Annotated in this window: 20 protein-coding genes, 1 rRNA gene and 1 other annotated feature; of the genes, 13 read left to right on the plus strand and 8 right to left on the minus strand. The window is 49.4% G+C overall.

Annotation, left to right across the window (positions count from 1 at the left end; genetic code table 11):
• The first annotated feature begins 197 nt into the window (after positions 1 to 197).
• From ACKTSG_RS08520 to ACKTSG_RS08540, 5 genes are read left to right on the plus strand one after another with little or no spacing between them, the layout of a single operon-like run.
• Positions 198 to 629, plus strand: a complete 432-nt coding sequence (locus tag ACKTSG_RS08520) for a PTS sugar transporter subunit IIA (protein WP_407893821.1) — start codon at positions 198 to 200, stop codon at positions 627 to 629.
• 14 nt (positions 630 to 643) lie between these two features.
• Entirely contained in the window at positions 644 to 1,141 is a 498-nt protein-coding gene (locus ACKTSG_RS08525) for a PTS sugar transporter subunit IIB (RefSeq protein ID WP_407893823.1), read from the plus strand.
• Between the two features lie 25 nt (positions 1,142 to 1,166).
• Positions 1,167 to 2,042 carry a PTS mannose/fructose/sorbose/N-acetylgalactosamine transporter subunit IIC gene (locus ACKTSG_RS08530; protein ID WP_407893825.1) on the plus strand — a complete coding sequence of 292 codons (876 nt, stop codon included), beginning with the start codon at positions 1,167 to 1,169 and terminating at the stop codon, positions 2,040 to 2,042.
• 2 nt (positions 2,043 to 2,044) lie between these two features.
• Positions 2,045 to 2,890, plus strand: a complete 846-nt coding sequence (locus ACKTSG_RS08535) for a PTS system mannose/fructose/sorbose family transporter subunit IID (RefSeq protein ID WP_407893827.1) — start codon at positions 2,045 to 2,047, stop codon at positions 2,888 to 2,890.
• A 23-nt stretch (positions 2,891 to 2,913) separates the two neighbouring features.
• Positions 2,914 to 3,240 carry a DUF202 domain-containing protein gene (locus tag ACKTSG_RS08540; RefSeq protein ID WP_407893829.1) on the plus strand — a complete coding sequence of 109 codons (327 nt, stop codon included), beginning with the start codon at positions 2,914 to 2,916 and terminating at the stop codon, positions 3,238 to 3,240.
• 49 nt (positions 3,241 to 3,289) lie between these two features.
• Here ACKTSG_RS08540 and ACKTSG_RS08545 read toward each other — a convergent pair whose 3' ends face one another.
• Positions 3,290 to 5,995 (minus strand): cation-translocating P-type ATPase, encoded by a 2,706-nt coding sequence (locus tag ACKTSG_RS08545; protein ID WP_407893831.1) that lies wholly within the window; start codon positions 5,993 to 5,995, stop codon positions 3,290 to 3,292.
• A 213-nt stretch (positions 5,996 to 6,208) separates the two neighbouring features.
• Here ACKTSG_RS08545 and ACKTSG_RS08550 point away from each other — a divergent pair, with 213 nt between their 5' ends.
• Positions 6,209 to 6,532, plus strand: coding sequence for a transposase (locus ACKTSG_RS08550; RefSeq protein ID WP_407893833.1), 324 nt, complete (start codon positions 6,209 to 6,211; stop codon positions 6,530 to 6,532).
• 477 nt (positions 6,533 to 7,009) lie between these two features.
• Entirely contained in the window at positions 7,010 to 7,318 is a 309-nt protein-coding gene (locus ACKTSG_RS08555) for a hypothetical protein (protein ID WP_407893835.1), read from the plus strand.
• 43 nt (positions 7,319 to 7,361) lie between these two features.
• Here ACKTSG_RS08555 and brnQ read toward each other — a convergent pair whose 3' ends face one another.
• The 5 genes from brnQ to ACKTSG_RS08580 form a co-directional block, all read right to left on the minus strand.
• Complete coding sequence (gene brnQ, locus ACKTSG_RS08560) at positions 7,362 to 8,750, minus strand: branched-chain amino acid transport system II carrier protein (protein ID WP_407893855.1); 1,389 nt, start codon at positions 8,748 to 8,750, stop codon at positions 7,362 to 7,364.
• Between the two features lie 383 nt (positions 8,751 to 9,133).
• Complete coding sequence (locus tag ACKTSG_RS08565) at positions 9,134 to 10,426, minus strand: homoserine dehydrogenase (protein ID WP_407893836.1); 1,293 nt, start codon at positions 10,424 to 10,426, stop codon at positions 9,134 to 9,136.
• Between the two features lie 22 nt (positions 10,427 to 10,448).
• On the minus strand, positions 10,449 to 11,588 hold the full coding sequence (locus ACKTSG_RS08570; RefSeq protein ID WP_407893838.1) for a trans-sulfuration enzyme family protein: 1,140 nt from the start codon (positions 11,586 to 11,588) through the stop codon (positions 10,449 to 10,451).
• Positions 11,589 to 11,594: 6 nt separating this feature from the next.
• On the minus strand, positions 11,595 to 12,710 hold the full coding sequence (locus ACKTSG_RS08575; RefSeq protein ID WP_407893840.1) for a trans-sulfuration enzyme family protein: 1,116 nt from the start codon (positions 12,708 to 12,710) through the stop codon (positions 11,595 to 11,597).
• Positions 12,703 to 13,500, minus strand: coding sequence for a homoserine O-acetyltransferase/O-succinyltransferase family protein (locus tag ACKTSG_RS08580; protein ID WP_407893842.1), 798 nt, complete (start codon positions 13,498 to 13,500; stop codon positions 12,703 to 12,705). Before ACKTSG_RS08580 ends, ACKTSG_RS08575 begins: the two co-directional genes overlap by 8 nt.
• A gap of 51 nt (positions 13,501 to 13,551) precedes the next feature.
• Positions 13,552 to 13,792 (minus strand) — a binding site (T-box leader).
• A 326-nt stretch (positions 13,793 to 14,118) separates the two neighbouring features.
• Between ACKTSG_RS08580 and ACKTSG_RS08585 the strand changes: the two genes are divergently transcribed.
• From ACKTSG_RS08585 to ACKTSG_RS08600, 4 genes are all read left to right on the plus strand, one after another.
• Positions 14,119 to 14,781 (plus strand): hydrolase, encoded by a 663-nt coding sequence (locus tag ACKTSG_RS08585; RefSeq protein ID WP_407893857.1) that lies wholly within the window; start codon positions 14,119 to 14,121, stop codon positions 14,779 to 14,781.
• A gap of 298 nt (positions 14,782 to 15,079) precedes the next feature.
• The gene (locus ACKTSG_RS08590; RefSeq protein ID WP_407893844.1) at positions 15,080 to 15,841 is read left to right on the plus strand and encodes a DeoR/GlpR family DNA-binding transcription regulator; all 762 of its coding nucleotides are present in this window, start codon (positions 15,080 to 15,082) and stop codon (positions 15,839 to 15,841) included.
• A gap of 113 nt (positions 15,842 to 15,954) precedes the next feature.
• A complete protein-coding gene (locus tag ACKTSG_RS08595) occupies positions 15,955 to 16,746 on the plus strand; it encodes a glycosyltransferase family 2 protein (RefSeq protein WP_407893846.1) in 792 nt (263 codons plus the stop codon).
• Positions 16,746 to 17,489: a DUF975 family protein gene (locus ACKTSG_RS08600; RefSeq protein WP_407893847.1), complete on the plus strand. Its 744-nt coding sequence runs from the start codon at positions 16,746 to 16,748 to the stop codon at positions 17,487 to 17,489. The genes ACKTSG_RS08595 and ACKTSG_RS08600 overlap by 1 nt, the downstream gene beginning before the upstream one ends.
• 117 nt (positions 17,490 to 17,606) lie before the next feature.
• Here the strand turns inward: ACKTSG_RS08600 and lepB are convergent, their stop codons facing one another.
• The gene (gene lepB / locus ACKTSG_RS08605; protein ID WP_407893849.1) at positions 17,607 to 18,206 is read right to left on the minus strand and encodes a signal peptidase I; all 600 of its coding nucleotides are present in this window, start codon (positions 18,204 to 18,206) and stop codon (positions 17,607 to 17,609) included.
• A 186-nt stretch (positions 18,207 to 18,392) separates the two neighbouring features.
• Between lepB and ACKTSG_RS08610 the strand changes: the two genes are divergently transcribed.
• Positions 18,393 to 19,934, plus strand: a complete 1,542-nt coding sequence (locus tag ACKTSG_RS08610; protein WP_407893851.1) for an ABC-F family ATP-binding cassette domain-containing protein — start codon at positions 18,393 to 18,395, stop codon at positions 19,932 to 19,934.
• A gap of 47 nt (positions 19,935 to 19,981) precedes the next feature.
• Here ACKTSG_RS08610 and ACKTSG_RS08615 read toward each other — a convergent pair whose 3' ends face one another.
• Positions 19,982 to 20,713, minus strand: coding sequence for a class I SAM-dependent methyltransferase (locus ACKTSG_RS08615; protein WP_407893853.1), 732 nt, complete (start codon positions 20,711 to 20,713; stop codon positions 19,982 to 19,984).
• A 428-nt stretch (positions 20,714 to 21,141) separates the two neighbouring features.
• Between ACKTSG_RS08615 and ACKTSG_RS08620 the strand changes: the two genes are divergently transcribed.
• Positions 21,142 to 21,345, plus strand: a 16S ribosomal RNA gene (locus tag ACKTSG_RS08620); the annotation flags it as partial.

Below are 21,345 nucleotides of genomic sequence, written 5' to 3' on the forward strand. Positions count from 1 at the left end.
GCATCAATTGACAAGTAAATGAATTGGTCTATTCCAGTAAAACGCTGTTATGCCGCGTGACAGCGCCTTTTTTATTTTTTCGACAAAAGTTGGCATGCAAATTGCTTATATCTCAATGTAGGCTACTAAGGAATGAGTATTTCCGTCAAAGTATCACCTTGGTAGTGACGAAACATGAATCGAAAGGAGGAAGGACATTGAAATATCTGATTCTTGTGAGTCACGGGGAATTCTCCCAAGGATTAAAGCAATCGTTGTCTATGTTTGCAGCAGACAATATGGATACAGTGATCGCCGTGAGCTTATTGCCAGGCGAAGCTGCAGACACCCTAGGAAAGAGATTTGAACATACACTTGATCAATTGCCGGCTGACAGTCAATTCGTGGTCTTAGCCGATATCATCGGCGGCAGTCCGTTGACAATGGTCAGCAATATCTTAGGGGAAAAGGGCAAGCTAGCAGATACCTTGATTTTCGGCGGTATGAATTTCCCGATGGCCTTAACTGCATTAATGGCAAAAGACACGCTTGATGGTGCAGCCTTGGAGGCTAAAGTGCTGGCAGAAGCAAGCAACGCAGTCAAAGTGTTTAAAGTGACGTCAGATGATGACGATGATGATGAGATTTAAAGGAGTAGATGAACATGTCAGTATCATTTGTACGAATCGATGATCGGATGATCCATGGATTGATCACCACACGTTGGGGAAAAGAATTGCCTTGTGACGGCATCATTGCTGTTAATGATAAAGCGGCCACCAATCCAATTTTGAAAGAAGCTTATAAAGCAGCTGTCCCAGACAAAAAGGTGTTTGTTTGGACAATGGCCCATTTCAAGGATGTGCAGGAGAAAGTCTTAAAATCTGATACCAAGTATTTTTTGATCACCAAAAGCCCTTTGGATATGAAGACGATTTTAGTAGATTGGGGTTTTGTGCCAAGCGACATCAAAACCGTAAATGTTGGTCCTGGCAATGACCGTGAAAATACGATCAAGCTTGGGGACAATCAATCATTCACCCAAGCTGAAGGTGACGCTTTTGAAGCAATGGAAAAGGCTGGTTACAAAGTTGATTTTGCCTTGTTGCCAGATCAGCGCATCGGTAGTTGGGATAAATTCAAGTCGAAGTTTGGATATTAGACACTAATCAATAGGAGGTAATATTATGACGATCAGTTGGCTACAAGCTGCCATCTTAGGGTTGTTTGCCTGCTTGTGTTCTAACTCGTGTATGGCTGGTCAAGCCGTGGGTAATTACACGATCGGCCGTCCGTTAGTTGGTGGGTTGGTATGTGGTTTGGTTTTGGGCGACTTAAAACTTGGGATCGCCTGTGGGGTCGCGATGCAGTTGGTTTACATTGCCTTAGTGACACCAGGCGGCACGGTTTCAGCAGATGTCCGCGCAATCTCATATATTGGGATTCCGCTGGCAATGGTTGCGATCGCTTCTAAAGGGATGAACCCATTAGGGGCTTCAGCTGCCGATTTGGCTAAGTCTGTTGGGACTTTAGTTGGGACCGTTGGGACGGTTTTGTATTATGCCGTTGCGACATTGAACTTGGTTTGGCAGTCATTTGGTTGGAAGGATGTTCATCAAGGTAAACTGGATCGATTATACGGGGTCAACTTTGGCTGGCCTTGGGTTTCACATGCATTATTCTCATTTATCCCTACTATGTTGTTGACTTATTATGGGTCAACAGCGGTTACCGCTTTGCGTGATGCGTTACCAATGGACGGCATTGCCATGAAGACATTGTTTACTGTCGGCGGGATGTTGCCATGTGTCGGGATCGCGATCTTACTGCGGCAGATTGTTTCCAAGCCGATCGATTTTGTGCCATTTTTCGTTGGGTTCACCTTGGCAGCATCATTGCATTTGAATCTGGTTTCTGTCACGGTCGTTTCCTTATTGTTTGCCGTGATCTTCTATGAAATCGAAATGGCCATTGGCTCTACTCATGGGCCTTCAGATGGCGCAGCTGGGACGCAAACTGCTAGCGCAAGTGTTGGCGACGATGATGAAGAGGAGGATATTTGATCATGCAAAAAGCGCAAGAAGTTAAAAAAATTGACCATAAGACCCTTAGTCATTCTTTTCATCTGTGGTTTTGGGGCGCGCTGACTTGTTTTTCTCAAGAGCATATGCAAACGTTTGGGTACATGGCATCCATGTTACCAATTATCAAACGTCTGTATCCGGATCATGATGATCAAGTTAAAGCGATCAAAGCTTATACGGCTTTCTTCAACACTAACCCGATGCTGGGAACGGTGATCGTCGGGGTCACTGCAAGTATGGAAGAAGCTCGTGCGAACGGGCAAGACATCGATGGTGAAACGATCAATGATATGCGTGCCGGGTTGATGGGTCCGATCGCTGGGATCGGGGATTCGTTGATCGATGGTACGTTGATCCCAATCTTGTTAGGGATCTCTTTGGGGATGTCTTCTGGTGGCTCGCCAGTTGGGGCGATTTTCTATATTATCGCTTGGGTATTGATCGCATATTTTGGTCAACGGTTCCTGTATTTCCGCGGCTATCAGTTTGGTGATAAAGCGGTCAGTTTCTTAGTTGGTAAGCAAGGCGCTGCGATCCGTCACGCGATCGGAGTTATCGGTAGTATGGTCGTTGGTGGCGTGTTAGCTTCATGGGTCAATGTGACGACTTCTTTGAAATTAGTTGGCAGCAACGGCAAGGTGTTCTTGAACCTGCAAAGCAAGCTCGATAGCATTTTTCCAGGGATCTTAACCGTTGCCGTTACACTATTTTGCTGGTGGTTGATGTCTAAAAAGCACGTTTCCGCAATTTGGACCATGCTGATCTTAGTGGCGGTTTCATTAGTTGGGGTGCTGTTAGGTTTCTTCAACCCTGGTTTGACCTACTAATCAGAAAGGAGCAGTGCGTGACCATGACAATTACAGAAATGCGCAAAGGTTATGAGCAAGAAGTTGCTTATCAAAAACACATGATGAAGAATTTAGGCTACTGGTTTCAATTATGTGTTGTCCTTAGTGGTGTGGGCATCGTATTGCTTTCGCTTTACCATGCTACCCATCCAGTAGTCGCGATTATTGGCGGCGTGATCTTTGGAATCGGGGCGTTGGGCATGTTATTGTTTGGCTACACCGGTTGGCGCGGACAACAAAACCTCAAAAAGCTTGTAAACGACTATGAAGCAAAATTGCGTTATCTGCATAGCCATCACGCCGATCAATTCAAAGTCCGCACGCGCTGATTGCATGCAAAAACACTGCATCGCACTATGCGACGCAGTGTTTTTTTCGTCATTTAAATTTCAGCCATAGTGCCTTGATGCCAGATAACACCAACGTTGGCAGGGCTGGCAACACCACCACGGCTAAATATAAGCCATTGGTCAGCGGCGCCGTGCCCATCACCAAGTTGAAAAATGGCATCACGGTCACTAATAACGACGCCACTGCGGCAAAGGCCACGGCGATCAACAATTTGCCATTTTCAAAGGGGTTGCGGTGAAACAAGGTGCGGGTGCTGCGGGCATCAAAGACATGCCACAATTGGCCAAAAACCAAGGTCAAAAAGGCTACCGTTTGCGCTTGTGCCGGTTGCATCCCAGCTTGCGCTGCCCATAAGAACGCCAGATACACCACGCCACCCATGACGATCCCGCGCAGCGCAATGCGGCCAAGCATGCCGTGCAAAATCGATTGATGGACATTGCGTGGTGGCTGGCGCATCAAGTCCGCTTCTGGCACATCATACCCTAAGGCAAAACTTGGCAAAGCGTCTGACACCATGTTCACCCACAGTACCATTAAAGCCGATAAGACTGGCGTGGTGGCTGGTACCTGGCCGACTTGCTGGGTCATGAAGCCGACACCTAATAGTAGCGCCAAGACTTCGGCGACATTGGTGGTGAGTTCATGGCGCATGAAGTTTTTGATATTGGCAAAAATGGTGCGTCCAGCTGCCACTGAGCGTTCAATGGTGGTGAAGCGATCATCTAATAAGATCAAATCAGCGGCGTCTTTGGTGACTTCAGTGCCGTTGATGCCCATGGCAATACCGATGTCTGCCGCTTTTAACGCCGGCGCGTCATTGATGCCGTCTCCGGTCATGGCGACGATCTGGTCATGGCGCTGCAAGGCTTTGATAATGCGCTGTTTGTGCGCTGGCGTCACCCGCGCGTAAACGCGAATGCTAGGCACGAGATCGAACAACGCTTGGTCGTCTAACGTATCCAGCGTTGCCCCTTCGATCACTGAAGCTTGAGGATCATCAACGATGCCAAGTTTTAACGCGATCGCGCGCGCCGTGGCGGCATGGTCGCCGGTGATCATCACCACTGCCACGCCGGCTTGATGCAAGGTCGCCACTGATTGGCGCACTTCTGGCCGCGGCGGGTCAATGATCCCAGCGATCCCCAGTAACTCAAGGTGTTGTTCCAATTCGTCGACGCGACCTTGCCGCGCCAAGTCTTCGTCAATATCGCGTTTGGCCACGGCGATGGTGCGCAGCGCTTGATCGGCAAAATGTAACACCACCGCATCTAAGTCATCAGAAACTTGCGCCAAGTGCTGTTGGATCACATCAGGTGCGCCTTTGGTCAACACCTGAAAGCCTGAATCAGAGCGGATCACCACTGACATCATTTTGCGGGTGGAGTCAAAAGGCAAGACCCGCAAAATATCCACTGGTTGATCTGCCCGCAAGATCCCAGCTTTTTGGCCAAGTACCACTAATGCGACATCGGTAGGGTTGCCGTAAGCTTGCAATTCGTCGTCAGCGTCCACACGCACTTCGGCTTCATTGTTCAACACCGCCGCTTGAATGAAGGCTTGGTAATCGCCAGTCGGGGAGATCTCACCGCTAGCTTCTAAGCCGCTGCCTTCCACGTGATAATATTGGCCGTTCACCCAAAAATCCGTCACCGTCATTTGGTTTTGCGTCAAGGTGCCAGTTTTGTCACTGGCAATAAAACTGGTGGCCCCAAGGGTTTCGACGGCATTCAAGGATTTGATCAAGCCGTGGTGTTGGGCCAGCTGATTGGCGCCGATCGTCAACACGATCGCCAACACTGCTGGCATGGCGTCAGGAATGGCAGCGACTGCTAAGGCAATGGCTGTCGATAACGCTTCGGCGATCGCGGCAAATGACCAGCCAAAAGCGGCCGTGGCTTTGGTCAATTCCAGGCCCAACGTGAGGATGACTACAAACAACGCCACCAGCATCAAGCGTTTAGACAAGCGTTCAACACTTTTGGCCAAAGGGGTCTTGCCTGGTTTTTGCGCGGCTAACAGTTGGGCGATTTGGCCAAGTTCAGTGGCCATGCCAGTGGCGACCACCACGCCGATGCCATTGCCATGGGTAACCGTGGCGCCGGAGTAACCCATATTCGACCGATCGCCGAGTTGCGTTTCTTCTATTAAACTGTGCGTTTGTTTGGCCACGGGTTCGCTTTCGCCGGTGAGATGCGACTCGTTGCTGGTCAATTCAGCCACATGTAACCAGCGCACATCCGCTTCAATGAAATCGCCAGTGTGCACTTTCATAATGTCGCCAGCCACTAATTCTTCGGCAGGAATTTCTTGCCACTCGTCGTCGCGCAATACTGTGGCGTGATGCGCGGCCATTGATTGCAAAGCCGCCATGGACTTTTGTGCCGCACGCGCTTGCCAAAAGGACAACCCAGCATTGACCATGATCAACAATAAGATCGCCACAGCCTCGTACACGGACGCCATGGCATGGGCATGGTCTTTGGTCACGGCAAAGTCATACCAAGCACTTAGCGCGCCTAACCCGACGGCGATGAATAAAATGATCATCAAAGGCTCTTTGAGGCTGTGCAATAATTGCTGCCAAGCGGGGATGGTTTTGGCTTTTTCTAGCAGGTTTGGGCCGTTTTCGGCCAAGCGTGTTTGGGCTTGCGCTTGCGTCAAGCCGTGTTGGCGCTGGACTTTTAAAGCTTCAAGGACTTTGGCTTTGGGATGCAAATAGGGGTCTTTCATGATGGGGCCTCCTTTTCAACAACAGCAAAAAGCGCAAGCAACAAGTGTCTTCCTCCCCAGGAAAACGATCTTGAAGCTTGCGCCCAACCGAATGTTTTTTGATTACCTTAAGCGTAACGAAATACAGATCGCCTTGTCAAGTTTAAAGGGCAGGCGAAAAGTCCTTGACCTGTAACGCGTTACAGATGCGACACTTTCAGTGAGGTGAACGAGATGCGTCAATGGTCACACTATACAATAGAAACAAAGCGCTCAGCGGTACTGGCGATCCTCAGCGGCCAAACCGCGCGTGCCGTAGAAAAGGCGACTGGCATCGATCATCATTTGCTGGCAGCTTGGGTGCGCGCGTACCAACAAGATGGCGATCAAGCCTTAGTCGCTTATCGCCGTACCCGCCGTTATCCGGCGGCACTTAAAGCGCAGGTGGTTGCCGAATACCAAACTGGCGGGACTTCTTTGCGCAAGTTATGCGTTAAATATGATATCTCCAATCCAGGGCTTTGTGCCAAGTGGGTCAATCAAGCGACAGCGTCTTGAAGCCGGTTGGTTGCATTTGGAATTCCGGCTGGCGCGTTGCGGCATGGAGAGGGTCCTCGGAAAAGCTGGCCGGGATGTCTCGCGACGCTCCCCACCCGCCGGATCTTTTCCTGCGGCTTTCCGTAGGCGATAAATCGCCAACGGAAATCTCACCATGCCGCAACGCGCCAGCCTCCGTCCCAAATGCAAACGACCTCCTGTTGCGCTATCAGCTGATGATCAGCGCGACTTTGATATGATTTGACGGACTAGTAGGTTATACATGCTAGTGGAAAACGGGCCCATCAGGGAAATAAACTGACCGCACAAAGTGATGGCACAAGGAAATAGTCATAATGTATGCATCATAGCGAATCTTGTCAGTGTCATTGCTGACAGCTACAGACGACAAGGGTTTCTGCAACAACGTCAAAGCATAGCCGGGTCAATGACGACTGGGTAGTTTCGACTGCTAGCCGAGAAAATCTGGAGGCGGAGGTGAATTGGCATAACGAAGGAAAACTGGCCAATTGCCGTGAAAGTGAAATCAAGGATGACGCTGGGCTTTGGCGGCATCCGCGGATTTCACCGGCAAATTTTGAAACAGCGGGCTTTGCTGGTTCAAAATTTAGGCGCAGGAACATCGGCGGATTTTGCCGATTTCCGAAGCCGGCCGCACGGCAACTTGGCCAGTTTTCCGCAGTGGCGCCAATACGCCGCAGCTCCCAGATTTTCGTACCAGCAAGCCAACAAAACAGCCCGCGCAATTTGCGCGGGCTGTTGGTGTATGCCGTAAAGGAGGAATGATCGGCCACGTGACTGACTGTGATCACGTGCTTTTGGGCGCCGATCAGTTTTCGGAAAGTTCACTTGTGGCAGTGGTGCTGAACGATTGGCCAGAAAGCTTAGCCAACAGCGTGCCGCCGATCAAGCCGACTAACATGAATGGCAAGAAGTCCATGGAAATCGAAAACATTGGAATGTACTTCATGCCGAAGTTGTCGATGGCTTGAACAAACGCATTGTTCGCCAAGTATGGTGGCAACGAGTGGATCGCATCTAAGATCGCTGGAATCGCCGTTAAGATAATGGTGGTGCGATAAATGGTTTGTTGCTTGCCGATGAATGGGTGCAACAAGCCTAACAAGATCAAGGCGATCGCCAGTGGGTAAAGCAGCATTAAGATCGGGCTGGATAAAGCGATGATCTGGTTCAAGCCGAAGTTTGAGATCAAAAAGCTCCCAGTACAAGTGGCGATCAAGAATTTGCCGAAGCCGATTTTTGGAAAACGGGTGCCAAGGTCTTGTGACAAGCTGGAAACCAAGCCGATGCAAGACGTCAAGCAAGCCAAGAAAGTCATGGCCCCAAGTAACGACGTGCCGATCATGCCAGTGTAGTGAGTCATGATCGCGTTAAAAGCTGGGCCGCCATTGGCAGTGATCTTGGTGAAGTGTAAGGACAAAACGCCTAATGCGATCAAGAAAATATACACGATCGCTTCAAGCCCCATGGACATGGCCCCAACTTTGGCCACATCTTGAGAACGATGCTTGGCAGTGGTGACGCCGAAAAACTTCAAAGCGGCAACAATCGTTACGCCAAAGCCTAAGCCAGCTAACGCATCCATGGTGTTGTAACCTTGTAAGAAGCCGTTAGATAAATTGTCGATCGCTTGGGTGGCATGGGTGCTGGCCATCAAGGTGCCGCCATCACCTTTGATCAAGAAAGCGGCGAAAAAGGCGGCAGCTAATAATAGCAGTAACGCAGGGTTGAGTAACTTCCCAACATAATCGGTGATTTTTTGTGGGTGACGGGATAACAAGTAGGTGATGCCAAAATAAATGGCGGAAAAGATCAACAAGGCGATTTGCGTGTGGCCTTTGGAGATAAACGGTTGGATCGCCATTTCAAACGTCACGGTGGCAGTCCGTGGCGTGGCGATCAACAGGCCCAATGACGCGTGGGTACAGATCAGGAAAAATAAGGCAAAGCCGTGACCGACTGGGCGAGCCAAGTGATACATGCTGTCAGATTCAGTCATGGCGATGGCTAAGATCGCCATTAATGGCAATAACACGGCGGAAAGTAAAAAGCCTAACGTTGCAGGTAACCAGTTGCCCCCAGAGATCTGCCCTAAATGGATCGGGAAAATTAAATTCCCAGCCCCGAAAAATAATCCGAATAACATCGAGCCTAAAATCAAGTACTGCTTCTTGGTGAGTTTGTGATCTGATTTGATTTCCATTGTGATGACCTCCAAAAGTGTGTGTCTTAAGAAGGGGTTTGTTTGAGTCGGCCTAACCCAAACAAAAACGCCCTTGACAAATATTGCATTTGTCAAGGGCGCCAATGCGCGTTACCACCTTGTTTCGTTTAGCCGTCACCGACTAAACCTCCAAACGTACGGCCAAATCTTGGCGATACGTCATTGCTGTAATGGGCGCAATCCCAGTGACCACTTCATAAACGTCGCAGTCACGACTCATAGCCTACTTTCGACCAAAGTTACTAGGCCGCTTCACACTTTACGCGGCTCACTGACAAGCAAGTTCTGATTTACTTCGCTACTCAATGTCTTCTTAATTGATGTTGTGACTAGAATAAATTAAAGTTTTGCCAAAGTCAAGCGGTAATATTCATTTTTTTCTCACCAATTTGAAATTTTTCCACGAATCCGCGTACCGTTGGGTCATAAACCGGCAGAATGTGGTGCAATTGGATCCCGACAAAATGACTTAGCGCGTCTTGCCACTGGGCGACAGTTTGGCGATCGACAGCTTGGGTCAACACATGCAGCTGGTCGCCGGCAGCATAGATCTGCCCGTGAATGCCTAGTTGTGTCGCCACATCTAAGCCGGTGACCATGCCATTAGTCGTTAAGCTGATCACTTGTTGCGTGGGCAAGTCTAAGCCAGTGGCTGGTTGCAAATGCGTCGCAGCGTTGACTGGGGTCAAATGCGCTTGCAGATTCAATGCCACGGCTTGTAAGTCTGCCACCACGGCATTGGCAGTGGGCAAAGACCCAGCACCAGGGCCGGAAAGCGTCAAAGAGTTGGTATTGTTAGACACCAGTTGAATGGCATTGAATTCATCGCTGACCCCAGCTAAAGCATGATTTTTAGGCACCAGCGTTGGCGCCACGGATAAGCGCAATTGTTGATTTTGGCGAATAGCTTGCACCAACGGCTTGATGGTATAGCCAAAAAAGTCTGCCGCGGCAAAATCTGCCCGCCGCAAAGTGGTGATGCCTAAGCGGTGAATGCTCGAAAGTTTAGGATCTAAATTAAACGCCAAGCGACTTAAGATCAACAACTTGTAGCTGGCATCTAAGCCTTCCACGTCGTTAGTGGGGTCAGCTTCGGCGAAGCCTTTTTGTTGGGCGAGTTGTAGGGCCTCAGTGTAGCTCGCGCCTGCTTGCATTTGCGACAAAATGAAATTCGAGGTGCCATTGGCGATGCCTGCCAAAGCCGTGATCTCATCGCCAGCAAAATTGGTGTTCAACGTGCGCAAAATCGGGATGCTGCCCATTACTGCGGCTTCGTAATTCAAGGCGACGTGATGTTGTTGCGCCAAAGCGGTGAGTTCTTGGCCATGTGTGGCGATCAAGTCTTTATTGGCAGTGATCACTTGTTTGCCGTTTTTCAACGCCTGAGTCAACAAGGCAAAAGGCAAGTCGATGCCGCCAAGCACTTCGACGATGATTTGGATGTCTGGGTCGTTGACGATGCTCAACGCGTCAGTGGTCAAAGCGATATCTGGATGATCTGCTTGGCGCTTAGGCGTGAGATGGCGCACTGCCGCGCGGGTGATTTTAAGATGTAATGGGGCCAGTTGTGGGGTTTGGCGCGCAATGATCGCAGCGACCCCGCGGCCAACTGTACCAAGGCCTAACAGCCCAACGTTTCGTGTGCTCATCTGGATCTTCCTTTCTTTGTGACTAAAGTTTGGCCAACCCTTGCGCCAAGTCCGCGATCAGATCTTCTGGATCTTCCAGTCCCACTGAAAACCGCAACAGCCCTGGGGTGATGCCACAAGCCAGTTGTTCTTCAGGGCTCATTTCCGCATGGCTCATTTTGGCCGGATAGGACAAAATGGTTTCCACGCCGCCTAAGCTGACGGAAAATTCTGGAATGGTCAAACTTTCCGCAATGATCTTGGCGTTTTTGGCGCTACCCACATCAAAGCTCAACACGGCGCCGCCATTGACGGCTTGTTGTTGCTGGATCGCGTAGCCGGGATCACTTGGCAAGCCTGGATAACATACCCGCGTGACTTGCCCTTGGGCATTGAGCCATTCGGCGATTTGTTGGGCGGCACGGCTAGATTGGGCCATGCGCACGCCTAAGGTTTTGATGCCGCGCACCAATAAGAACGTATCAGTGACGCCAAGTGTGGCGCCGAAAGCATTTTGAATGAAGTAAATGCGCTTGGCCAAGTCAGGATCGTTGGTGACTGCTGCCCCAGCTAAAATGTCTGAATGGCCAGACAAGAATTTGGTGGCAGAATGCACCACAATGTCCACGCCGAGATCAAGCGGCTTTTGTAACACTGGGGACATGAAGGTGTTATCGGCGATGGTCAATAAGTCATGAGTTTTGGCTAACTTAACGATCGCTGGGATATCGGTGACTTTTAGCACCGGATTTGATGGGGATTCGATATAAATGGCTTTGGTGTTGGGTTGGATCGCGGCTTTGACTGCAGCTAAATTGGTAGGGTCAACGAAGGTGTGGGTGATGCCAAAGCGTGACAACACGTCTTCTAAAATTCGAAACGTTCCGCCATATACGAATTTGGTCACCAATAAGTGGTCGCCTTGCGAAAAAATACTCAACACGCTGGAGATCGCCGCCATCCCGGTACTATAAAGATAGCCGAATTTGCCATTTTCTAACGCCGCGACGGCTTGTTCGCCAGCTTTTCTGGTGGGATTGCCAGAACGTGAATAGTCAAATTCGCCGAAGTGATCAAAATCGTTTTGATAAAAGGTGGAACTCAACGCGATCGGGGTGTTGACGGCGCCTGAAAGCGGGTCTTTGACCGTGGTGGCTTTGATGATCTTGGTGTTGTCATGCATGATGGGTTACTCCTTTTTGGCGCCGGCGATTGCTTGGTCGAAATCGTCAGTAATATCTTGGGCATCTTCTAGCCCCACAGAAACGCGGATCAAATTGTTGAAGATCCCTAACGCCTCGCGTTGCGCTTGGGGCATATCATGGTGGGTTTGGATCGCCGGGATGGTGATCAAAGTTTCCACTGAGCCTAAGCTTTCAGCAAACGAGCCGACTTGTAAGTTTTTCAAGAAGCGCGCAACGCTGTAGGCTTCATTTAAATAAAAGCTGATCATGCCACCAACGCCGGCGTATAATACGCGGTCGACACCTGGCGTAGCGGCTAAGTGTTTGGCAACGATCCGAGCATTTTGCGTGTGGGCGTGCATGCGGATATTTAACGTTTTGAGCGAGCGGATCAATAACCACGCGTCAAAAGGATCTAAGTTTTGGCCGGTGGTGGTGAGCTGTTGGCTTAACTGCTCGCCTAAGTCGTCGTTTGCGCAGATCACCGCACCTGCCAAAATGTCATTATGCCCGCCTAAGTATTTGGTAGCGGAGTGGACGACCAGATCAGCGCCTAATGTCAAAGGTTGTTGATATACCGGCGTCAAAAACGTGTTGTCCACGGCAATCAAAATATCTGGACGCACTGCATGCACCGCTGAGCTGACAGCTTCAATGTCGATGATTTTCATGGTGGGATTAGATGGCGTCTCTAGCCAAATCAAGCGGGTGTTGGGCTTTAACGCTAACAACAAGGCATCGACGTCGACGCCGTCCCAAGTGTCATACGGGATCTGATAGCGCGTTGCACGTTCGTCAAAATAGCGAAACGACCCGCCGTAAAGATCGTCTGAGGCGATGAAGTGATCGCCAGTTTTGGTGAATGTCGAAAAGACCAAGTCGATTGCTGCCATCCCAGAACTTACCGCAAAAGCGTGGGTGCCTTGTTCGATCGCGGCCAGTTGGGTTTCCAGTAAAGCCCGCGTGGGGGTGGTCATGCGCGAATAATCATAGCCTGTCGACTGGCCTAATCCCGGATGGCGAAACGCAGTGGAGAAATATAACGGCGGTACCACTGCGCCAGTGTTTTGATCATCTGTACCATTTGGACCTTGAATCAATTGAGTGGCTAATTTAACCATGTGCTTGCCTCCGAGCGTCTAATGTATTTAACCAAGTGGTGTAAACTTGGGTGGCTTGATCATGCCAAGTATTTTGCGGGCGCAAGTCGCGATCAAAATAATGCGCTGGTAGCGGCGTGTGGGGATCTTTGGCCAGATCGCGATAATATTCTGCGCGCAAGGTGCCGGTTTGATATTCCAAATGCCCCGCTAAATACCAAGAATTACTAGTGGTGTCGTGGATCAACGTGGCCCCAAGTGCCTTGGAGCCAGCCACCACAACGCCTTGTTGGATCGCGTCTAAAGGGATCGTGAAGTAGCGTGAATGCGGCATGGTCAAGCCATCGGTGGTATAAATGCCGGAAATTTTGTGGGGCAATTGTTTCCCGTGAAACACCCCTTCGATCGTCCCAGCAGCGTAAGCGCCCCAGCAAATGAATAAGGCGCCTTTGGTATGGGCTTTGCGCCAAGTCAAGATCCGACGAAATTCCGGCCAAAAGTCTACTTGGGAGAACTTGAGTTGATCCAGTGGCGCGCCGGTGATGATCAACCCATCAAAATATTGGCTTTCGACTTGATCAAAGGTCTTATACGCTTGGTGGATCTGCGTGGCATGTTTGGATAAGTGATGCGTGCTTGGTAAGCAAAACGTCAACGCCACGTCTTGGGTGCCTTGGGCAAAAACCTGGGCGATCTGCTGTTCAGTCACCGCGTGGTTAGGCATTAAGTTCAACACCAAGACATGCTTGGCAGAAGCAGTGGGGACAATGTGGTTTTGCGTCAAGCCAGTTAAAATCGAAACAGTCGCCATAGGCCCATCCTCCTTCATCGAAATAAAAAAAGCGCCTCGTGATCGATTTGATCACGGGACGCTTTTGGCGTGGTACCACCCGAATTTTGCTTATTGTTACCAATAAACACTTATGCGTACGGCGCCTAAGCGCGATACGGTAACGCAATAACGGGCGTACCCGGCTACAGCTTGCAAGGCTCACTGCGGCAATACTCAGAGACCATTTTCGCGATCTGGTTTCACCGATTCGCATCGACCATCGGCTCTCTTAGGAAACTTGAATTGCTACTTATCTCGTCAACGTGTTTTGATTATTGTCAGCTTATAGCATTTTCTCATCGAGGTCAAGGGGTTTTGTCATTTTTCACACAGAATCCTATAGGGGCAAGGCTGGTTGCAATTTGTAAGCGGATAAGTCATTTTGTAACAAAAATATTTCAGGTTCCTTGTATAACAGACAGGTAACAATGTGACGATTTCAACTGAATTTGACATGTTTCTGGTATTACGCTGACACACCGGTTGCCTATACTGCAAGTTGTTAAGGGAAACGGAACACAAATTTTAGGAGTGAAGCTTATTTTAAGTCAACGACTACACGTCATGGCAGCCGCTGCGGTGACAGTTTTAGGTAGCATGTTCGCCATCAATACCGCCACTAAATCGGTCCAAGCCATCGATACGAATACGAGTGCGCAACATCAAGCACAAGCAAACGATACCCAAGCAACTGCAGAAGATTCTGCCAAAACCGTGGTGAAAACCAACCGCGTTTTACATCCTGTTAAAAAAATCGTGATCAAACCTGGTCGCAACTTGATCGCCGAAGCCAACGAACGCGCGGCGGCGAAAAAAGCCGCTGAAGCCAAAGCCGCTGCCTTAAAAGCGGCTCAAGCTGCCGAAGCACAACGCGTGGCCCAACAAAAAGCCGCGCAAGCCGCTGCTGCTCAAAAGGCTGCTGCTGCGCAACAACAGCAACAACAAGCTGCCGCTAGCCAAAGTGCTGCGACGACTTCAACGACAACGACCACCAACAAAGGGACCTTTAAATTAAGTTTCTATGATCCTGCTGTGATGGGCTCAAACATGGGCTACAGTGGCGTTGCCGCTAACTTGTCGACATTTCCACGGGGCACGCGCTTGAAGATCACGTTGTCTGACGGCACGGTATGGTATCGCACGGTCAATGATACTGGTTCCTTTGCTGCAGGCAACCCGAACCAATTAGACGTGGCCATGCCAAGTTCTCAGATCCCTTCAGCTGGCGTGTTATACGCCACCGTTGAAGTGGTCGGCTAAAATTGAATCAGACGTAACTTCTGCGCCAAAAAAGCACCGTGAGGCTGAGACATAAAGCGGTTTTAGCCAATCACACAAGCGGCTCTGCACCACGATTCGCACTTTGAATCGCGGTGCAGAGCCGCTTGTTTGACTTGGCGGTGCTTTATGGAACGCGACTATGTGACTTATGTCTGGACTGCAACGGTGTTTTTACGTCTGCTTATCGCCTAGGAGTTGGCGGTGGATCTGACATCATGAGACAGAAGGGCGGGGTTTCGGTTATAATAGAAGTAATTATGCCGTTGGAGGTTTCGCTATGGCCATGTATCGGGAAAAACGGTTTGAACAGATCAAGAAACTGTTAGAGGATAAACAAGAATTAAGCATCGAAGACATTATGCATGCTGTTGGGGTGTCTCGCGATACCGCGCGGCGTGACATTGTGGCCTTAGATGCCGCTGGTGCCGGGCGGCGAACACGTGGCGGTATCGTCAGCTTGACTTTTGGCCACACGATCCCTAGTTACTCTGAGCGCCAAAAGCTGTTTTCTGCTGAAAAATCCGCCATGGCGCAAGCGGCGTTGAAGCTGATCCAACCAGGCGGGGTGTATTTCATTGATGATTCCACCACCTTGTTGAAATTGTCGCAAAGCATCACGGTGCCAGTGACGATCTATACCCATTCGCTGGACAATGCCATTGCATTGGCAGTGCGGCCAGAAGTGACGTTGCGCTTGCTTGGCGGGAACTTGAATCATCATGCGCGCTTTTTTTATTCCGTTGCTGGGCTTGAGACCCTTCGTCAGGTGCATTTTGACGCGGCGTTTATCGGTGCCACTGCAGTTAACGCAGACGGGTTGTTTTTCGCTTATGAAAATGATGCCCAGATCAAAGGCACAGTGGCTAAAACCGCCAAAAAAGTGGTCGTGGTGGCAGAAGCGCAGAAATTTGGCACTGATGCCACCTATCGCGGCTTTGAGTTGCAAGCCATTGACACGTTGATCTCTGACACTGCGATTTTGCCGGCGCAACAAGCTTGGTTTGATGCGCATACGGATTTGATCGTGGCGATTCCTTAATCTGTGCTTAAGCTTGCCGGTTTTATCACCAATGCGACAAGGAAGTTGTTAGAATTTGTTTGAAACCGCTCAGACAGTTATACTGAAGGGCATATCAAAAAGTAGGTGAGTGTGTGGCAGAACCGTTAGTGTCGGTGATCGTTCCGGTTTACAACGTGGAACAGTATCTCAAGCGTAGTGTGCAAAGTCTGATGGCGCAGACTTATTTAAATTTACAGATCATTTTGATCGACGACTGCTCGACGGATCACTCTGCTGCAGTGATCGCCCAAGCGGCCAAACTCGATCGCCGGGTCGAACCGATCTACTTCAGTGAAAACCGCGGTGTTTCTGCGGCGCGCAATGCGGGCTTGGCCAAAGCCCGCGGGTTATATGTGGCCTTTATGGACGGCGATGATTGGGTCGCGCCAACTTACCTGCAGAATTTTGTCACGACGTTAGAAGCGGGCCCTTATGACTTGTTGATCAGCCCGTTTTATACCGATAATCCTGATCCCCAACCGGTGGCTGATAAATTGCTTGGCGATCGGGTGTTGACCAAAGGCCAATTGATGCGTGGGATGTTGGCGCCTGTCGGCAAAGTGCGCGGGTATTTGTGGAACAAGTTTTATCGTCGCTCAGTGATCGAAGCGCTGGCGTTGACTTTTGATGAAAACGTCGCGATCATGGAAGACGAATTGTTCAATACCGCTTATATCATGGCCACCAGTCGCTTTTATTATTACGGCAACCCAGGGTATCACCATGTGGTGCGCTTTGATTCTGCGACCCAATCGCTTGGGGTGATCGGCGCGATCCCACAACAATTGTCAGCGTTATGGCGCATCAGCCAAATCGCCATGAAGGAAAAGCGCGCCGTGGGTGTGGCCACATCTCATTTGCCTAAGGAGGAGTCTAACCGCTAATGCAACCAAATCTCACGCGACAACAGATCAAACAGCGCGCCAAAGCCCAGCTGAAACAACCTGGCGTTTGGGGGCAAATGATGGTCGCCAATCTTTTGCCTTGGCTGATCACCGTGGTGTTTACCTTGGTGACGATTTTAGGCACCGTGGCATTGATGACTAAATTTGGGGTGTCGCGCATGGCGCTTGAACCCACGAAATTTGCTGAGTACTACAGTCAAAATGTTGACGCCAATACGCCGATGCTAAAGCCTTTGGTCTTGTTATGGTTCACCCAAGGCGTGGCGTTTACGGCTTTGGATGTCTATCGCGGCGCCGATCGGGTGCGCCCAGGTCATGCGGTGATGCGCTTGTTCAATGGGCAATATTTCTTTGGTATTTTATTGGTTGGCGTGTTGATGGAAGTCCTGCGGATGATCGGCTTGATGGCCTTTGTGATCCCAGCGATCCCGATCGTATTTGGTACGGCAATGAGTTTTTATGTGTACTATGACGGCAAGCACCGTGCTGAAAACGGGCGCTTTAGTGCCATGCAAGCTGTGGGCCATTCTTGGCAAATGATGCGCGGGAATAAATTGGATTATTTCGTGTTGAAGCTCAGTTTGTTAGGCTGGACGATCCTTAAAGCGATCACTTGGCATTTGTTTGATTTTATGATCGACCCTTACTTACAACTGGTTGACGCTGGTTTTTATGACAATGTGCAACAACAATATGCTCAAGCCCTGGCTGAAACGCTTTAAGGTGAAAGTCGAAGACCCTTGCGATGTCGCTTCCAATTGTTCTTGGAAGTGACACAGCAAGGGTCTTTGACTTTTTGGGGTCAAAAATAGCCGAGGCAGTGACCTCGGCTAGCTGGCTCAATAAATTTTCATTTTGGTTATTGGCCAATAGCGCCAAACGACCACCGATTGCACTTTGTCTTTGGCGATAAACCCAAAGTCGCGGCCATCGTGAGACACCAAGCGGTTATCCCCCATCACGAAGTACTCACCTTGCGGAACGGTTTTGGATTGCGTGGCGGCTAATGTGGCGATGTTAAAGTCTGGCGTGAATTGTAAACTGCCAGCCGCGACGCCTTGTTGCGCCGCGTAGGCATTGAGTTCTTTTTGCATGAAGCTGGATTTTAAGTAAGGTTGTGTTTGGACTTTGCCGTTGATATAAAGCTTGCCGCTTTTGACGGCGACGGTGTCTCCAGGCATGCCGATCACCCGCTTGATGTACAGTTGACCAGGTTTATCTGGCGCGTCGATCACCACGATGTTGTTGCGGTGCACGGCTTTGTTACGCACGCTGTACAGCCGGTCGCCATTTTCAAGCGTCGGTTGCATCGATGTGCCTTGGACGATATCTTTGCTTAAGACGTAATGCATCAAAAGCTGCGTGCCTAAGATCACCACGAGAAACAACACGATCAACTCGATCGCCGAGCGCATGGCACTGGACTTTTCTTTTTTCAACGAAGCCACCTCGAAGGATTATTTGCGTTAAGTTTACCACAGGGGCGCGCCAATACAAAGAATTCACCTGAGGCAAAAGGCGGATTTTGGTTTCACAAGTCGCTTGTGGGTTTGCTTGCTGGTGCAAGTTGTGCTAGCCTATTATAGAACAATTTTCAGAAAATCGATCAGAGGAGGATCCGACCCATGAGTGTCTTGACCGTCACGCATCTGTCACAACGTTTCATCGATAAGCAGCTCTACCAAGATGCCAGCTTTCAAGTCAATAAGGAAGACCACTTAGGCATCGTGGGTCAAAATGGGGTGGGGAAATCTACCCTCATTAAGATCCTGACTGGGGCCATGGAGCCAGATGAAGGCACCATTATTTGGCAAAAGCATGTCCGCGTCGGCTATTTGGACCAGTATGCCAACTTGCAACCAGGCCAATCGGTGATGGACTTTTTAAAAACGGCTTTTGCCAGTCTTTATGCCAAAGAAGCCAAAATGAATCAGATCTATGCCGACTATGCCCAAAACCCAGATGATGAGTTGTTGGCCAAAGCCGGGGAATTGCAACAAGCCCTAGAAGCAGGCAATTTCTATGATCTGGAAACTGAGATCGAAACCGTGGGGACTGGCTTAGGCCTGGATGCCATCGGCTTTGATCACCCAGTTGACGCTTTGTCTGGGGGCCAGCGCTCCAAGATCATTTTGGCCAAGCTACTATTAGAAAAGCCTGACATGTTGTTGCTCGATGAACCCACCAACTACTTAGATGTCGGCCATATCGAATGGCTGACTGAGTGGCTGCAGAATTTCGCCGGTGCTTTTATCGTCATTTCCCATGATTTCGACTTTTTGGAAAATGTCACCAATGCGGTGTTGGACATTGAATTTGCCCAGATCACCAAATACACCGGTTCTTTGCACCAAGCCATGAAACAAAAGGAAAAAGATCACGAAACCTATCTGAAGGCTTACAACAAACAACAAGCCCAGATCAAAAAATCTGAAGCCTTTATTGCCAAGTTCAAAGCCGGCACCCGCTCGACCATGGCGCGTTCGCGCGAAAAGCAATTGGCCCATATCGATCGTTTGACTCCGCCTGGCACTCGGCCTAAGGCGCATATTGAATTTCCTTATACGCCAGTGCAACGCCAGATCTTAGTGGACGTGAACAACTTAGTCGTCGGTTATGAAAAGCCGCTACTGGCGCCGATCAATTTCTCAGTCGCCAAAGATGAAGTGATCGCTTTAGAAGGGTTCAACGGGATCGGGAAATCCACCTTGTTGAAAACCATTTTAGGCCAACTGCCGGCCATCGACGGTTCCGTATCGATCGCTGAAAATGTGGTGTTTGGCTACTTTGAACAAGAGCTGCGCTGGGCGATCCCTAAGCAAAGCCCACTGCAATTTCTGTTAGGCGAATACCCGGCATTGTCGCAGCGCCCGTTGCGTCAAGTTTTGTCACGCACCGGCTTGACGCGTGAAGAAGCCGACAAACCCTTGCAGTTGTTATCTGGTGGGGAACAAAGCAAAGTCAAGCTCGCCGATCTGATGTTGCAAGATACGAATATCTTAGTGATGGACGAACCGACTAACCATTTAGATGACGATACCAAAAATGCCTTGCGCACTGCGTTGATCAATTATCCTGGCGCAGTGTTGCTGGTGTCACATGAAGCCGGCTTTTATGACGACTCATGGGTCGATACCCGCATCAATATCGAAAACTTGCGCCACTAAAAAACCACCAGTGCAGTCGTTATCGACAGCAGCTGGTGGTTTTTGCGTTATTCGGGTTTGTGCCAATCGATCAATTCAAAGCGATAAGTGATGGTGGTCGTCAGCGGCGCTTGGGGATGTGAGACATGGAAGGACTCAGCCATTTGGGCGGCAAGTTTTAAGGAAAACGGTTGGTCGAAGCTTTGCATCGTGGCATTGATCGTCGTAGTTTCTTGGCGCTGGTAAGTGAAGCTTTGATGGTGAGGTTGACGGTGTAAGTCATGTAATTTGGCTAAATAGGTTTTGGCATGGTCAGGATCTGCTTGATACACCGGTGGAATCGTCCAGCCTAATTGGTCGGCAAGTTGTTGTTGGAGGCTGTCGGTTTGCCGGCTTTGGGTATTGATCGCGACGGCTTTGGTTGCCAAAGCTTCTAATTGAAGCAGTTGGTCGGCATTTAAAGTTGGCAGTTGGCTGACAAATACCAAGTCAGCTAGCGGCGCATTTAGCGTCGTCCAATCAGCTTGGCGGTATTGTGCCTGTTGGTGGTGTTTCATTAGCCAATCTTTGGCGTAGTGCAACATGGCGATCGACCAATCATATAAGGTGACTTTTGCCCCGTGTTGGCTCAAAGGTAACGCATAGCGTCCAGAACCTGCGGCCAAGTCGGCGACAGTGAAATTAGCCAATGGATAACGTGTCGCTAATGCACGCACCAGGTCTTGTTCGATCGGCAACGTTGACTCTTGTTGGATCATGGCATAGGTTTCTGCAAATTCATTCCATTGGGCTTCATCCATAGCAGATCAGCCTCCTTCAAAAGTTTTCCTGAAAAGTCCTTGACGATGACTCTTCTACTTGGTATGATATCAAAGTTGTCTTTTTGATAACACCGGCATTTCCAAAAGGTCAGCAAAAAAAGTTGTTGACACTTTCTGAAAAAGTTGGTATGATAAATAAGTTGTCGCGAACGTCTCCAAGATGTTCAAGCGAAAAAGTTCTTCAAACTTTTTCTTGACAACGAGCTGATAGTTATGATAAACTTATGAAGTTGATTGCAGCTATCAACAAGGTAGTCCTTTGAAAACTGAACAAAGTTTCGTAAATGTGATAGGGCTTTTCTTAATTGAAAAGAATTAAACATGAGCGAAGTCAATTCGCTAGTAAATCTCGGATCTAAGATTTCGGTCTTAGTGAAGAACAACAAACGAGCTATTCAAATAACTCATTATATGAGAGTTTGATCCTGGCTCAGGATGAACGCTGGCGGCGTGCCTAATACATGCAAGTCGAACGAGGTTTTGTTGCATGAAGTCTTCGGACTGATTGCTTTAAAACCGAGTGGCGGACGGGTGAGTAACACGTGGGTAACCTGCCCTTAAGTGGAGGATAACATTTGGAAACAGATGCTAATACTGCATAAACCTCAGAA

It is taken from the genome of Lacticaseibacillus salsurae, from assembly GCF_045862175.1.
Taxonomy (GTDB): Bacteria; Bacillota; Bacilli; order Lactobacillales; family Lactobacillaceae; genus Lacticaseibacillus; species Lacticaseibacillus salsurae.